This window comes from Arthrobacter sp. YC-RL1, from assembly GCF_001454985.1.
Taxonomy (GTDB): Bacteria; Actinomycetota; Actinomycetes; order Actinomycetales; family Micrococcaceae; genus Glutamicibacter; species Glutamicibacter soli.
In genome coordinates this window covers 3,054,601-3,069,435 of sequence record NZ_CP013297.1, presented here as the reverse complement: position 1 = coordinate 3,069,435, position 14,835 = coordinate 3,054,601, and the positions used below count along the sequence as shown (strand labels likewise).

Annotated in this window: 11 protein-coding genes; 5 read left to right on the top strand and 6 right to left on the bottom strand. The window is 67.9% G+C overall.

Going from position 1 to position 14,835, the window contains the following annotated elements; genetic code table 11:
* Positions 1-20: 20 nt before the first annotated feature.
* Positions 21-479 carry a metallopeptidase family protein gene (locus tag ATC04_RS14195; protein ID WP_047118458.1) on the bottom strand — a complete coding sequence of 153 codons (459 nt, stop codon included), beginning with the start codon at positions 477-479 and terminating at the stop codon, positions 21-23.
* Positions 480-546: 67 nt separating this feature from the next.
* Between ATC04_RS14195 and ATC04_RS18930 the strand changes: the two genes are divergently transcribed.
* Positions 547-930 (top strand): DUF3499 domain-containing protein, encoded by a 384-nt coding sequence (locus ATC04_RS18930; RefSeq protein WP_053797515.1) that lies wholly within the window; start codon positions 547-549, stop codon positions 928-930.
* A 277-nt stretch (positions 931-1,207) separates the two neighbouring features.
* Positions 1,208-2,644: a TIGR01906 family membrane protein gene (locus ATC04_RS14185; protein WP_052772272.1), complete on the top strand. Its 1,437-nt coding sequence runs from the start codon at positions 1,208-1,210 to the stop codon at positions 2,642-2,644.
* An 85-nt stretch (positions 2,645-2,729) separates the two neighbouring features.
* Here the strand turns inward: ATC04_RS14185 and ATC04_RS14180 are convergent, their stop codons facing one another.
* Both ATC04_RS14180 and ATC04_RS14175 read right to left on the bottom strand, forming a co-directional pair.
* Positions 2,730-4,571: an AMP-dependent synthetase/ligase gene (locus ATC04_RS14180; RefSeq protein WP_047118460.1), complete on the bottom strand. Its 1,842-nt coding sequence runs from the start codon at positions 4,569-4,571 to the stop codon at positions 2,730-2,732.
* A gap of 90 nt (positions 4,572-4,661) precedes the next feature.
* A complete protein-coding gene (locus ATC04_RS14175) occupies positions 4,662-6,272 on the bottom strand; it encodes a phospholipid carrier-dependent glycosyltransferase (protein WP_047118461.1) in 1,611 nt (536 codons plus the stop codon).
* A 67-nt stretch (positions 6,273-6,339) separates the two neighbouring features.
* Between ATC04_RS14175 and rsmI the strand changes: the two genes are divergently transcribed.
* Both rsmI and ATC04_RS14165 read left to right on the top strand, forming a co-directional pair.
* Positions 6,340-7,200: a 16S rRNA (cytidine(1402)-2'-O)-methyltransferase gene (gene rsmI, locus ATC04_RS14170; protein ID WP_231735988.1), complete on the top strand. Its 861-nt coding sequence runs from the start codon at positions 6,340-6,342 to the stop codon at positions 7,198-7,200.
* 136 nt (positions 7,201-7,336) lie between these two features.
* Positions 7,337-8,821 (top strand): NAD-dependent succinate-semialdehyde dehydrogenase, encoded by a 1,485-nt coding sequence (locus ATC04_RS14165; protein WP_047118463.1) that lies wholly within the window; start codon positions 7,337-7,339, stop codon positions 8,819-8,821.
* A 67-nt stretch (positions 8,822-8,888) separates the two neighbouring features.
* Here ATC04_RS14165 and ATC04_RS14160 read toward each other — a convergent pair whose 3' ends face one another.
* From ATC04_RS14160 to ATC04_RS14150, 3 genes are read right to left on the bottom strand one after another with little or no spacing between them, the layout of a single operon-like run.
* On the bottom strand, positions 8,889-11,327 hold the full coding sequence (locus ATC04_RS14160; protein ID WP_047118464.1) for a DUF3488 and transglutaminase-like domain-containing protein: 2,439 nt from the start codon (positions 11,325-11,327) through the stop codon (positions 8,889-8,891).
* Positions 11,324-12,649: a DUF58 domain-containing protein gene (locus ATC04_RS14155; protein WP_047118465.1), complete on the bottom strand. Its 1,326-nt coding sequence runs from the start codon at positions 12,647-12,649 to the stop codon at positions 11,324-11,326. Before ATC04_RS14155 ends, ATC04_RS14160 begins: the two co-directional genes overlap by 4 nt.
* 11 nt (positions 12,650-12,660) lie before the next feature.
* The gene (locus tag ATC04_RS14150; RefSeq protein WP_052772273.1) at positions 12,661-13,623 is read right to left on the bottom strand and encodes a MoxR family ATPase; all 963 of its coding nucleotides are present in this window, start codon (positions 13,621-13,623) and stop codon (positions 12,661-12,663) included.
* 250 nt (positions 13,624-13,873) lie between these two features.
* Between ATC04_RS14150 and ATC04_RS14145 the strand changes: the two genes are divergently transcribed.
* Complete coding sequence (locus ATC04_RS14145) at positions 13,874-14,809, top strand: TatD family hydrolase (RefSeq protein ID WP_047118623.1); 936 nt, start codon at positions 13,874-13,876, stop codon at positions 14,807-14,809.
* The last annotated feature ends 26 nt before the right edge of the window (positions 14,810-14,835 follow it).

The window sequence follows — 14,835 nt, the reverse complement described above, 5'->3', positions numbered from 1 at the left end:
CGCGCCAAGGCTTGGGTGCGTCAGAAATCCGGGTCTTCGGGGAAGTAGTCGGGATCGACTTCGCTCACCGGGATCATCCAGAGCTCGGATACCTCGTGCACCACGCACTGGTGCACCAGATCCACCAATTCCACCGGGCTTGCGGCCAGCTGCTCCAGCGGCAGCCGGAAAATCGTAATCTGGGCGCGGTCATGCGCGGTCGCCGTGCGAGAGCAGGACAGCGGCACCCGTTCGCCGGCGCCTTCGGCTTGGGAGAGCAGCGTATCGGAGGGCACCGGCTCAATGAGGAAATCGATTTTCAGCATCCGCGATTCCCAGCGTTCGGCCAGGCGCTGGGCGCTGGCCATGACCGCGTCGTCGAAGCGCTCGGGACGGTTGCGGTACGCCGGCAGGTGCATGGGAACCAACGGCCCGCGCCGGCCCCTGCCATGCCGGTTGCGGCGTGGCCCGCTGGGTTCATCCGGCAGTTTGGCGTTCATGCCTCCAGACTACCCCCGGGAACCTAATTGCCGGTCAACCGTCGCGGACGCGAGTAGACTGGAGGGCGTGGATGGTCTTCGTATTTGCTCTCGCCCAGCCTGCCGTGAAACGGCCCGCGCAACCCTCACCTACGTTTATGCGGATTCGACCGCGGTGTTGGGGCCGCTGGCGACCTATCCGGAACCCCACTGCTACGACCTGTGCGCGAGGCATGCCAACCGGTTGACAGTGCCCAGCGGGTGGAGCCTGATCCGCGGCACCATCCCGGATGTCATCGAGCCCGAGGACGAATTGAACGCGCTGGTCGAAGCCGTCCGTGAACCCCGGCCAAGGGATCGCGCCCCGCGCCATGCAGCCATCGCCGAGCCGGATGCCGCCGAATCGCGCGGCCCGCGCTTCGATGCCCGCGTGCGGCTGGCCATGCTGCCGGATGCCCCGGACAACCAGTAGCGCCGCACCACGCACCACGCCACGCGCCGCCCCGTAGCGGGCGCCCGCCGCTGCCAACGGACCCCGTGCGGGGAACCGGGCGGCGGCTTTCGCGTTTCCACGGCACGACAGGCGTCCTCGCGGAACTGCGCATGTGGCGCACCCGGTGGCCAAATCAGGTGTGGCTATGCGCTGGATGCGAGTTTCTGCTGGATATGCTAAAGGCGCGAGGCCTGTCACCACGCCCGCACGCCACCCCAAACATCACTTGATCGCGCAAATTGCAGGAGGACTCCTCATGGCTGAGGCTGCGAAGGACCCCGTAGGGGCCCCGGATCCCGGAACCACGCAGATGCCCAAGGCCTCGCTGAGCCAGAAGGCCGAAGAGCTGGCCGCTCGCCTGGAAGAGCACAAGAACAAGGCCCAGGCGGACGCGGCGGCCAAGGCCGCGGCCGAACGCCGGGCCGCTGCCAAGGCCGTGATCAAGGGCGACGCTCCCGCTGCCAAGCCGGAAGCCGCCAAGCCTGAACCGGCCAAGCCGGCCGAGCAGCCGGCGCAGAAGCCTGCTCCGGCGAAACCTGCAGCTGCGGCCAAGCCAGCGGAATCCAAACCCGCTGCCGCCAAAACCGCTGCCGCCAAGCCGGCCGCAGCGGCGGCGCCAGCAAAGACCGCGGCCAAGACCACCGTGCAGCCAGCGGTGAAGGCCGCGCCGGCCGCCGCCGCTGCTCCGGCGGCCTCCGCGAAGGCGGAAACCCCGGTGGAGGACGTCATCCGGGCGATCAAGCTGCCCCACGAAATCGCGGCGGAAAAGGCTGCGAAAGCGCAGGCCGCCCCAGCCCCCGCCACGGCGGCGGACGCCGTGGTCCCGCCGGTGTCCGTGGCACCCCAGAACGAATCCAACGCCTCCACCGCTGCTGCCGTGGCCCAGGCCCGCTCCCGGGTTTTCGGCAGCTCGGGCCCCGAAGAGGAGCCCTCGGAAGCCGCCATGAAGCGTCGCGTGGCCCGTGAGCGCGCCTTGAACTCCAAGCCCGCGATGGCCCGCCCGGCGCAGATCCTGGTTGCGGTGATCTTCCCGATCCTGACCTTGATCGCCGCCATCCGCTTGGTGGCGACCCCCGGATTCCTGGCCTTGTCCTACGGGCGCCCTGGATTCCCCGACGACATCTACGGGTTCAGCGCCGCCGAACGGCTGACCTACGGCAGCTACGGGGTCGACTACCTGAACAACTTCGCCGGCCCGGAGTTCCTCTCGGGGCTGGTGCTGCCCACCGGCTCGGCCATGTTCACCGCCGGGGAAGTCCAGCACATGGTGGACGTGAAGAACCTGATCGGATTCGCCTACGTGCTGGGCGCCTGCCTGGCCGTGCTTATGGTCATCGGCATCTGGTACCTGGCCAAGCGCTACGCCGGCGGCGTGCGCCGCGCGCTGTTCTCCGGAGCCATCGCCACCCTGGTGCTGATCGCTGCGCTGGTCGCCATGGCGTTCATGGGATGGCAGTCATTCTTCAGCGACTTCCACGCGCTGTTCTTCTCCGAGGGAACCTGGACCTTCAAGCTCAGCGACACCCTGATCCGCCTGTACCCGGAGCAGTTCTGGATCGATTCGGCCGCGGCCGTCGCCGGACTGATCCTGCTGACGGTGGTCATTGTGCTGATCTCCTGCTGGCCCACCGGACGCCGCCGCGAAGCGGCGCGCCTGCGCCAGGAAGCCCGCGCCTTCGGACTGGGCAACTAGGCCGCACGCAGGCTGCAAAGCACGGAGGCTGGCCCACCACGCATCGTGGTGGGCCAGCCTCACTGCTTTTGCGGGACAACGATTCCTAGCGCTGGTAGAGCTCATCGGCGCGCTGCGCGAAATCGCGCAGCACGTCCTGGCGCTTGAGCTTCAACGTGCTGGTCAGGTGCCCCGATTCCTCGGTGAACTCCACCGGAAGCACCACGAACTTGCGGATGGACTCGGCCTTGGACACGGTGGAGTTCGCGAGGTCGAGGTAGCTTTGCACTTCCTGGATCACCTGCGGGTTGGCCGCGGCCTCGGCCAGCGACATGGAACCGAGCCCCTTGGCCTTGGCCCACAGCACCAGCTCCTCCGGATCCAGGGACACCATGGCGGCGATGAACGGGCGGTTCTCGCCGACCAGCACGCACTGCGCCACGATGCGCCCGGCGCGGACCATTTCCTCCAACGGGCCGGGGGAGACGTTTTTGCCGCCCGCGGTGACGATCAGTTCCTTCTTGCGGCCGGTGACCTTCAGGTAGCCGGCCTCGTCCAGCACGCCGGTGTCGCCGGTCTTGAAATAGCCGTCGGCGTCGAAGGCCTCGGCGGTGGCTGCGGGGTTCTGGTGATAGCCGGCGAAGACGCCGATGCCCTTGATCAGGATTTCCCCGTCCTCGGCGATCCGGACGCTGGTGCCCGGGATCGGGCGGCCCACGGTGCCGACCCGGGTGCGGGTGGCCTGGTTGACGGTGGCCGGGGCGGTGGTCTCGGTCAGGCCGTAGCCTTCGACCAGCTGGATGCCTGCCCCGCGGAAGAAGTGCGCCAGTTCCTCATTCAACGCGCTGGCCCCGGAGATCGCGTAGCCGCACTCGCCCCCGAAGACCGCGCGCAGCTTCGGGTAGAGGACCTTGCTGAACAGCGCATAGCGGGCGCGCAGCCCCAGCGGCATGCGGGCCTTCTGCCCGCGGGCCTTGGCATCGCGGATCCGGGAGACCTCGATGGCGGTCTGCTCGGCCTTCAGGAACAACTCGCCCTTGCCGCTCGCCTCGGCCGTGGACAGCGCGGTGGTGCGGATCTTCTCGAACACGCGCGGGACTGCCAGCAGGAAGCCCGGCTTGATCGCTGCCATGTCCTGGGCCAGGGTGGCGGTGGAATTCGAATGCGCGATGACGGTCCCGCCGTGGATGCAGGTCTGCTGGACGGCGCGGGCCAGCACATGGGCCAGCGGCAGGAACATCAGCGTGCGGCGGCGCTCGCCCAGGATGTCTTCCATGTGCGCCGCCAGGTTGTGCGCCACCAGCGCGAAGTTCGCGTGGGTCATGTTGCAGCCCTTGGGGCGTCCGGTGGTGCCGGAGGTATAGACCATCGTCGCGGTATCTGACAGCTTCATCGACGCGCGGCGCTGCTCGATGAGCTGCTCATCGACCTCGTGCTGGTCGACCAGCAGCTTGTGCAGCCCCACCGAGGGGATCAGCTCCTTGTTCGACCCGTCGGAGCCTTCGAACATGTGGGTGATGACCGGTTCGCCCAGCTGGGCTGCGGCCTGGCGCACATGCGAGCGCAGCTCGTGGTCCTCTGCGAACACCACACGCGCCCCGGAATCACGCAGGATCCATTCAATCTGGAAGGGGCTGGAGGTTTCGTAGATCGGCACGCAGACGCCGCCGGCGAACCAGATGGCTTCCTCTGCCAGCGCCCACTCGTAGCGGGTGCGCGAGATGATGGCGACCTTCCCGCCGGGCTGCAGGCCGTCGGAGACCAGTTTCATGGCCAGGCGCTTGACGTCGGCCAGGAATCCGGCGGCGGTCACTTCATGCCAGGTGCCCGAGCGCTGGACCATGAACAGGGCCTGCCCGCCGGAGGCCGCGACGCGGTCCAGGAGCAGGTTGGTGGCGTTCACTTCGGGCGCCAGGTCCGTCAGCTGCTCGACGTGCACTTCTTGCATGGAAGATGATTCCTTTGACATCGTTGGTGACGCGTTCCATAGGAAAACCGCGCCATTAGGTGGTGCGTGGGGCGCGGCGGCAGCGCGGGACTATCCCCAGTTGGGGATCCAGCGCAGCGCACGCCAGTACTCATCATCGATCAGCTCGCCGCTCCAGATCGGCCAGAACAGGGCGGAAACCAGCAGCAGAACTGCCAGGAACACGGAGACCGCGGCAACCCGGGGGCGTGTAGCCGCGCCCCGGCGAGGATCGCTGGAAATGAACTTCCCTATCATATACGTCAGCGCGAGGACCATGGCCGGAACCATCGGCAGGGTGTAGAAGAAATACATGGTGCGCTCGGGGTACATCAGCCAGGGCAGGAAGCCGGCGGCGCCGGCCGAGAGGATGGCCCCGGCCCGCCAGTCGCGGGCGCCGATCCACCACAGGATCAGCAGCAGCATGCTCAGCGAGCAGGCCCACCACATCACCGGGTTCGGCAGGTCGGTGATGACTTCGGTGCAGCGCGAGACGTCGCACCCGTTGACACCCTGGTCGTAGCCTTCGAAATAGAACATCACCGGACGTCCGGCGAAGGGCCAGGTCCATGGGGAGGACTGCCAGCCGTGCGGGGATCCCAGGCCCGTGTGGAAGATGTAGCCGGCCTGGTGGTATTCCCACAGCGAGCGCAGCGGCGCCGGCAGCCAGCTGATTCCCTCGCCCGGATGCTCCTCGGCCCAGTGCCGGTAGCGCCCGCCGTTGGTGGCGAACCAGCCGGCCCAGGTGGACAGGTAGGTCAGCAGGACCACCGGCATCATGGTCGCGAAGGCGTAGATGCCGTCGCGCGCCAGCGCGGAGCTGAACCACTTGTGGATGCCGGCGGTGCGCCGTGCGGAGAAGTCCCACAGCACGGCCATCACGCAGAACACCGCGACGAAGGAGAGCGCCGACCATTTCACGCCGACCGCGCAGCCGAGCATCACCGCGGCGGCCAGCCGCCACGGCCGCCACCAGAGCATGGGGCCGTGGGTCAGCAGGAAGTCGTCGGGCCGGTTGCCGGCGGGCACCGCGAGTTTTTTCGCCAGCGACAGCCTGCCGTGGGCGCGGTCCTTGAGCAGCGCGTAGAACGCGGCGCTGATGAAGAACATCAGGAAGATGTCCAACAGCGCGGTGCGCGACATGACAATCGAGTGCCCGTCGACTGCCATGAGCAGCCCGGCGATGCCTGCCAGGTAGTGCGAGCCGAACAGCTGCCGGGCGCTGAGCGTGACCAGCAGGACCGCCAGGGTGCCGAACAGCGCGGCGGAGAAACGCCAGCCCATGCCGTTGAAGTCCCCGAAGAGCAGCATGCCCAGGCCGATCAGCCATTTGCCCAGCGGCGGGTGCACCACGAAGGAGGGCTCGTTGGTCAGCCGCGGATCGCCGGCAATGAACTGCTCGTTGATGTCTTCTTCCCACTCGCGCTCGTAGCCGCTTTGCAGCATCGAGTACGCGTCCTTGACGTAGTAGGTCTCGTCGAAGATGAGCATGTGGGGGTGCGAGAGGTTGATGAAGCGCAGCAGCCCTGCGATGAGCGTGACCGCCAGCGGAATGATCCACATCAGCGGCCCCCGGGGAGCCGTCGCGGTCAGCAACCGCAGTTTCAGGCTCTCCAAGGTGAAGGCTTGGCGCGCTGATCGCACGTGACCGGTGTCCGGGGTTTGCAAGGCAGTGGGGCTCATCAAGAGTCATGCTACCGGCGCGCTTGGGAGAATGTGCGCTTTTCCTACTTCGCGTAGGCTAAAGAATGTGCAGAACTCAGAGAATGAGGGCGTCATCGTCCTGGGAGCCACCCCCATTGGCAATTTGTCCGACGCGTCACCGCGCCTGAAGGAAATCATGGTGAGCGCAGATATCATCGCTGCGGAAGACACCAGGAACTTCCACCACCTGGCCAACGCGCTGGGGCTGAAGATCAACGCCCGGGTCATGAGCTTGCATGAGCACAACGAGGCCCACAAGCTCTCCGAGGTGCTGGAGCTGGCCAAAACCGGAGCCACCATCCTGGTGGTCTCGGACGCCGGCATGCCCGCTGTCTCGGATCCCGGCTACCCGTTGGTGGCCGCCGCCCTGGACGAGGGAATCCGCGTCACCGCGGTGCCCGGCCCGTCAGCGGTGCTCACCGCGCTGGCCTTGTCGGGCTTGCCGACCGGCCGCTTCACCTTCGAGGGCTTCTTGCCGCGCAAGGCCGGCGAACGCCGCAAGCGCCTGGACGCGCTGCTGCACGAGGAACGCACCATGGTGTTCTTCGAAGCCCCGCACCGCGTCGCAGATTTCCTGGAAGCGGCGATCGAGGCCTTCGGCGCCGACCGGCAGGCGGCCGTGGCCCGCGAGCTGACCAAGAAGTTCGAGGAAGTCCGCCGCGACAGCCTGGGTGAACTGCACCGTTGGGCGTTGGAAGGGCTTCGCGGTGAAATCGTGGTGGTGGTGTCTGGGGCTCCTGAACCGGAAGCGGCCTCCATCGAGGACCTGCTGCCCAAGGTCGCGGAACTGGTCGACGGCGGGACCCGGATGAAGCAGGCAGTCGCGGACGTGGCGGAGCAGCACGGCGTGAAAAAACGAGACCTATACGAGGCAGTCTTGGCTGAACGTAAGGAAAGTGAAATATAGGCGTCTTGGCGTAGGCTGAATGCACAATGAATCTGCGCTTTCGTAGTGCAACGGGCGATTTACAGCGCCAGCGTGCCGAGAATAGCGTTGGGATCAACGAAGATTAGCTTCATTTAGAGTTTCAGGAGATGTGCGTATGTCGATTACTGCTCAGCGCGAAGCCGAGTTGCTCGCCAAGGTGCCAACCGGCCTTTTGATCAACGGCGAATGGCGCGATGCCTCGGATGGCGGCACCTTTGACGTGCTCGACCCGGCCACCGGACAGAAGCTGCTGACCCTGGCCAGCGCCACCAGCGAAGACGCCATGGCCGCCCTTGACGCCGCCGATGCAGTACAGGCCGAATGGGCCCTGACCGCTCCACGCGAACGCGCCGAGATCCTGCGCCGCGCCTTCGACCTGGTCACCGAGCGCAAGGACGACTTCGCGCTGCTGATGAGCCTGGAAATGGGCAAGCCGCTGGCCGAGGCCTACGGCGAGGTCACCTACGGCGCCGAGTTCCTGCGCTGGTTCTCCGAAGAGACCGTGCGCCACTACGGCCGCTACATCACCACCCCTGAGGGCAAGAACAAGGTCCTGGTCCAGCACAAGCCTGTCGGCCCGTGCCTGCTGATCACCCCATGGAACTTCCCGCTGGCCATGGCCACCCGCAAGGTCGGCCCGGCAGTTGCCGCAGGCTGCACCATGGTGCTCAAGCCAGCCAAGCTGACCCCGCTGACCAGCCAGCTGTTCGCCGCCACCATGATGGAAGCCGGCCTGCCGGCAGGCGTGCTGAACGTGGTCTCCGGCGCTTCGGCCTCGAAGATCTCCGGCCCGCTGATGCAGGACGACCGCCTGCGCAAGGTGTCCTTCACCGGCTCCACCCCGGTGGGTAAGCAGCTGATGAAGGACGCCGCGGACAAGGTGCTGCGCACCTCGATGGAACTGGGCGGCAACGCGCCGTTCATCGTCTTCGAAGACGCCGACCTGGACGCTGCAGTCGAGGGCGCCATGGCCGCCAAGATGCGCAACATGGGCGAGGCCTGCACCGCTGCCAACCGCTTCCTGGTGCACCAGGACGTGGCCGAGGAATTCACCGCCAAGTTCGCCGCCGCCATGAAGGCGCTGAAGCCGGGGCGCGGCACCGAGGCCGACTCCACCGTCGGCCCGCTGGTCGAGGAAAAGGCCCGCGACGAGGTCCACGCACTGGTTGAGGCAGCCGTTTCCAACGGCGCCACCGCCATCGTCGGCGGCGCGCCGGTCGAGGGCCCGGGCTACTTCTACCAGCCGACCGTGCTGGCCAACGTAGCCAACGATGCCGAGATCCTGGGCCAGGAAATCTTCGGCCCGGTGGCACCGGTGACCACCTTCACCTCCGAGGAGCACGCCATCAAGCTGGCCAACGCTTCGGAGTACGGCCTGGCGTCCTACATCTACTCCAAGGACTTCAACCGCCTGTTCCGCGTGGCAGAGCAGATCGAGTTCGGCCTGGTCGGCTTCAACGCCGGCGTCATCTCCAACGCCGCGGCGCCGTTCGGCGGCGTGAAGCAGTCGGGCCTCGGCCGCGAAGGCGGCGCCGAGGGCCTGGCCGAGTACACCACCGTGCAGTACATCGGCATCGCTGATCCGTACGCGGCCAAGTAGGCGGTACCGGTAGAACGCCGACGGGCGGTCCCCTTGCGGGGCCGCCCGTCGGCTGCTTTAAACCGTCCTAGCTCGCCGTGCTCCGGGCGGCCCGGGAATCGTCAAGCCGCCGCAGCCTCGCCGTCCGCAGGGACGCGGGGAAGAGCGCTGCGGCCAGCCGGGCGCGCAGCGGCAGGGACAGGTGCAACTGCGCGCGCACCGACTGCAGGTCGGAAACCAGCTGCTTTGCGGCACCGGGTTCCGGATGCCGGGAGGCGTAGAAGCTGGCCTGGATGGCAGTTTCCAGCCGCCGCAGTTCGGCATCGAGCCCGGTGAAATCGTCCCCGAGCCTGCGGGTGTAGTCGCTGACCGATTCCTGCTCCCCGGCCCGCCGTCCGGCATCGGCGCCGATGGCCTGCAACTCCACCCACAGCGCCTCGGCCGCGGGTTCGCCGCCGGCGGCGATCAGCATCTGGCGCTGCCTGGCCAGGTGCCGGCGCCGCAGCGGGGCCAGCGAGAGCGCCCCGCCGACCACGACGGCCAGCAGCGCCAGCGCCCACCAGCCGTTGGCGGGTTCTCCCGTAGCCGCCTGCGGCGCGGCGGCCGGGGCGCTGGCCTCGGTCGATTCCGAGGGGCGCTGGGTGGCGCGGTCCGTGGGGACCTCCTCGTCGCCGAATTCCGCAGGCCCGGCGGTGCTGGTTTCCTGCGGGGCGTAGCTCGGCGGCTGGCCCTGGCCAGGGGTCGGCTCGAAGGGCACCCAGCCCAGCCCCTGGAGGTAGAGCTCGGGCCAGGAATGCGACTGCTGGCCGGTGACCGAATACCCGGTCAGCTTGGTGCCCGGCTCCAGCCTCGACTCCAGCTCGCTTTCGGCGGTGTCCTTGCCGACCTGAACGGTCTTGCCGTTGGCCTTGCCCGGCGCGTAGCCCACCGCGATCCGCGAGGGGATCCCCGCCTCCCTGGCCATCAGGGCCATGGCGGAGGCGAAGTGCACGCAGTATCCCTGCCGGCGTTCAAGGAAGGCTTCGACCACACGCTTGTTCGCGCCGTCATAGCCTTCGCGCAGCGGGGTGCGCTCCGAGTACACGAACTTGCGCGAGCGCAGGAAATCCTGGATCGCCACGGCCTTCTCGAAGTCGCTGCCGGTCGAGTCGGCATCCTTGTAGGCCTCGTCCAGGGCGCCGTCCAGGGAGGTGCGCAGCGTATTTTCCGGGTCCTCGGGCAGCTGGCGGTAGACCTCGCCGGGCTCGTCCTGCCGCACCCCGCCGAAGAAGCCCAGATTGCGGGCCATCTGCGGGCTGAGGTCCAATTCCGAGTACGCCACCGAAACATCCCCGGTCGCCGCTACCGCATCGCCGCTGAGCCGGGCCACCGAGGATTCGGGGACCCAGTTCCAGTTGCCGACGATGCCCTCCACGAAGTAGCTGCGGTTCGGCAGCGGCAGCACCGGGGAGGAGATGCCGTTGGCCCATTCAAGCCTTGCCACCTGTTCGTTGGCGTTGAAGGTGGTGAAGTCCTCCTGCATGGCGGTGTTGCCGAAGTAGGTGTCCTTGGGCAGCGCCTCGTTGGGTTCCCAGCGGGCCTGCGACAGGTCCTCGATGACCGAGGTGCGCAGGTACGGGGCCTTGTCCGAGCTGGTGTAGTAGCTGAGCACGGTGCTGCCGTTGTTGGCGCGCAGGTCCCGGCCCAGGGTCAGCAGCGGATCGACGTTGCTGGCCAGCAGGTCTCCGGAGGGGCGGATGCCTTCCGGGAACATGCCCTTGCGGAAGCCCGGCATCCAGAAGCCGGCAGCCAGCATCGCCGCAATGCAGACCAGCGCGGTGGCCCCGAGGAATCCGAGCTGCCGCGGGGCAGGGAATTTCGGATGGGCCGGCGGCTGGCCGCCGCGGAACAGGTAGGGCAGCAGGGCCGTGTAGCCCAGCACCGCAGCGAGCAGCAGCGCCAGGTTCCAGATGCCGGCGCCTTCCTGCTTGAACAGCGAGGCGATCACCGGGGCGAAGCACAGCGGGGCGATCACCAGCAACGCGACCTTGCGGAAGCTTGCCAGCAGCTCGATGAGCAGGCTGATCTCCACCGCGCAGACCAGGATGGCGAAGGCCACGTAGCGCGAGTAGGCCACCGGCGGCACCTGGGTGGACAGCTGCAGAGCCGCCTCGGAGAGCACCGCGTTGAACCACTGGAATCCGGTGAGCGTGTACCCGGTGGACAGCATGGCTTCGTGCTGGACCAGGGCGACCAGCGCCACCAGCATGGCGACCGGGTAGGCGACCCAGCGCAGCCCGGTGATTCCGCGCAGCACCCCTGCGCTGAGGTGGATGGCCAGCACCGGCAGCACCAGCGCCGGGAACCACGCCCGGCCTTCCACCACGCCGGTCAACGAGGCGAATCCGGCGAGCACCGCCACGGCCAGGCAGAGCGCTGCCGACGTGCGGGCCAGCAGGTTGTGGGTCATCGGCGCGGCGGGCCCCGGCCGCCGGGATTCGGGGTCCGGGGCCGGGAGGGCGGGGGAGTCGTGCAGGGTTGCGCTCATGAGACACCTCGCGCGTCGTCCAGGGAACTATTGCCGTGCAGCAGGTGGATGTTCCATCCGGTGCGGGCCATCAGCTGCTGGACCTGCGCGTAGCGTTCGGGATGGGCGGCCAGCAGGAACAGCTCCACGTGGCGCACCGTGCGGGACAGGGCCGCCAAGGCGGCGGCCTGGTCGAGGCTCACCTGGCCGAGAATCATGATCACCGGTTCTTCGCGCATCGAGAGCAGCTCGCGGTGCAGATTCGCTCCGATCAGGTCCTGGGCCTGGTGCTGGCCCGGTGCGGCGGGCAACGGACCGAGTTCGGCGCTGGCCAGGTGGAAGTCCTCGAAGCTACAGCGCGCGGCATGCTCGGAAAGCCGCAGGGATTCCCCGCCCACCAGCGGGCTGCCGTCCAGGTCCCGGAACAACAGCTGGTAGCCGCTGTCCGCGTAGCGCTGGCCGATGCTGCAGGCCAGCGACAGCGCGTTCTCGAAGCGGCGGCTGCTGGACAGTTCCGGGCCCAGGCCTTGGGGGATGCCGATCCGCAGGTCAGCACCGCCGGATTGCCAATGCTCCGCGGTGCGGTCAAGCACCATCAGCGCCTGGGCGGTGGCCACGTGGTTCTCCTGGCGCACCATGAGTTTCCCGTGGCGCGCGGTGGCCTTCCAGTGCACCTGGCGGATCGAATCTCCCTGCTGGTAGTCGCGCGTGGCCACGTCGTAGTAGTCGGCGGTGGTGCTGCGGGAGAACCGGGCGTCGCCGGTGAGCATGCGTTCACCCAGCGAGGCGAAACGCGCCAGCGGGTGGATCTGGGCGCGCACCGGCACCGGCTGCGGCTGCCCGATGGACACCATGCCGCGGATCAATCCCAGCGGATCGGAGATCACCTGCCGGGCCGGGCCCAGCAGGTGGACGCCGCGCGAGCGGAACACCAGCTCGTAGTCGACCGCGCCGGGGCCCTCCAGCTCGGGTCCGGGGCCGAATTCTTCGGGCAGGGTTTCGCGGATGCGCACCTCGTCAGGGCATTCGAGGGTGACCAGCGCGGGCTCCGCCACGGTGGCCGCGGGGGAGTGCAGCGCCCGGCGCAGGCTGGTGGTGCGCCGGGCGCGCAGGACGAGCAGCCAGCTGGCAATTGCCAGCGCGGCCAGCCCGACGCCCAGGGCCATGAGCTCGTGGCGCCCCAGGACATAGGCCAGGGCGATCAGCCCCGCCCCGGCCCCCAGGGTGTACCAGCCGCGCGGGGTGAACAGGTCCAGATGCCACCGGCGCAGGGCTTCGGGGCCCGGCTCGGAGCGCGTCCAGGACAGGGCGTTGCGCGAGTCGAAGCGCTGGGGCTTGTCCATGGGCTCACCGCCTAGCCGACCGGCGTGCTGGCCAGCAGTTGCTGCACGACGGCCGTCGGTTCCACCCCGTCGGCCAAGGCCCGGCGGGTGAGGATCAGCCGGTGGCTGAGCACCATTTCCGCCACCGCGCGCACGTCCTCGGGCAGCACGTGGTCCCGCCCGGAGATCGCGGCGTGGGACTTGGCGGCGCGCACCCACTGCAGCAGCGCGCGCGGCGAAGCGCCCAGCTGCACCTGCGGGTGCTCGCGCGAGGCGCGCCCCAGATCCACCACGTAGGCGCTCAGCCGGTCGGTGACCGTGACGAGCTTGACCTGCTCGATCATCCGGACCAGCTCCTCCAGCTGCAGCACCGGAGCCAGCGACTGCAGCGGCTCGTCCCGGTGGTGGCTGCCGAGCATCGCCAGCTCGTCGTCCCGCCGCGGGTAGCCCATGGAAATCCTGCCCATGAACCTGTCGCGCTGGGCCTCGGGCAGCGCGAAGGTGCCTTCGGAGTCGATGGGGTTCTGGGTGGCGACCACCATGAACGGGCGCTGCAACGGGTGGGTGATGGAATCCACGGTCACCTGCTGCTCCTCCATGCATTCGAGCAGCGCGGACTGGGTTTTGGCGTTGGCGCGGTTGATCTCGTCGGCAATGACGATGTTCGCGAAGATGGGGCCCGGGTGGAAGGTGAACTCGTGGGTCTGCGGGGAATACACGGAGACGCCGGTGACGTCGCTGGGCAGCAGGTCCGGGGTGAACTGGATGCGGTGCACCGAACCGTCCACGCTGCGCGCCAGGGACTTGGCCAGCATGGTCTTGCCGACCCCCGGCACGTCCTCCACCAGCAGGTGGCCCTGGGCCAGCAGCACCACCAGGGCGTTGGTGACCGCTTCGGGTTTGCCGGTGATGACGGTTTGCACCGCTTCGAGGACGCGCTGGCAATTGTGCCTGAACGACGAGTCGAGCGAAGGCAACGTTGGGTTTGCGCTCATGCGCATCCTCCTGACGGGTTCAGCCTGTCCGCAAGGTCGTTGCGGACAGTCGAATCCTGATAGCTGTTGCACATATCGTATGGGGTTCTTTTATCCAGTAACAGACTCTAATTGCCCGAATCCGGCCCCGTCGGCTTCACCTGCGCGCGGGCGGGGTGAGAGAATGACTGGTGGGCCCAGCGCCCGGAAGACCAGCGGATGTGAAGGACCAGCGGTGCCAGCAAAGAACGAAGCGACGAACTCCGGCGATATCTACGCCGGCATCCCCACGGCCTACCGCCCCGACGCCCAGCAGGCTGCGGCCGAGGACGGGGAGCGGGGCCGCTCCGGGACCAATGAAAAGGGCGGATCGAAGCGCAACCTGCGGTATCCCGAAGCGCCAGACCCGCTGCCGGTGGCGGTGGTGGACAACCACACGCACATGGACTTCCTGGACGGAGAGGTCCGGGTCGAAGCCGCCGACGCGCTGGCCGCCGCGGCGGCCGTGGGGGTCAAGGGCCTGATCCAGGTCGGCTGCGACGTCGAGTCCTCCGAATACGCCGTCAAGGCGGCCAACGATTTCCCCAACGTGCTGGCCGCCGTGGCCATCCATCCCAACGATGCGGCGCGGCTGGCCGAACACGGTGCCCTGGATGGGGCAATCGCCCGGATCGAGCAGCTGGCCGCCGACGAGCGGGTGCGCGCCATCGGGGAGACCGGACTTGACTACTTCCGCACCGGCGAAGAAGGGTACGGCGCCCAGGAATACTCTTTCCGCGAGCATCTGCGCATCGCCGTGGAGCAGAAAAAGGCCCTGCAAATCCACGACCGTGACGCACACGACGATGTGGTGCGGATCCTGAAGGATTCGACCCTGCCCGAGCGTGTGGTCTTCCACTGCTTCTCCGGCGGCGCCGAGCTGGCGCGGATCTGCAACGAGAACGGCTGGTACATGTCCTTCGCCGGGACCGTCACCTTCAAGAACTCGCACGAGCTGCGCGAGGCATTGAGCCTTGCCGAACCCGAGTTGCTGCTGGTGGAAACTGACGCGCCGTTCCTCACCCCGCACCCCTTCCGGGGGCGTCCCAACGCCAGCTACATGATCCCGTACACGGTGCGTTTCATGGCCGAAACCCGCGGCGCCCAGCTGGCGGAATTCTGCGCGCAGCTGGAGGCGAATACCCGCGAGGTGTACGGGGCATTTTAGACCCGTCGAATGTGTCGATGGCCATA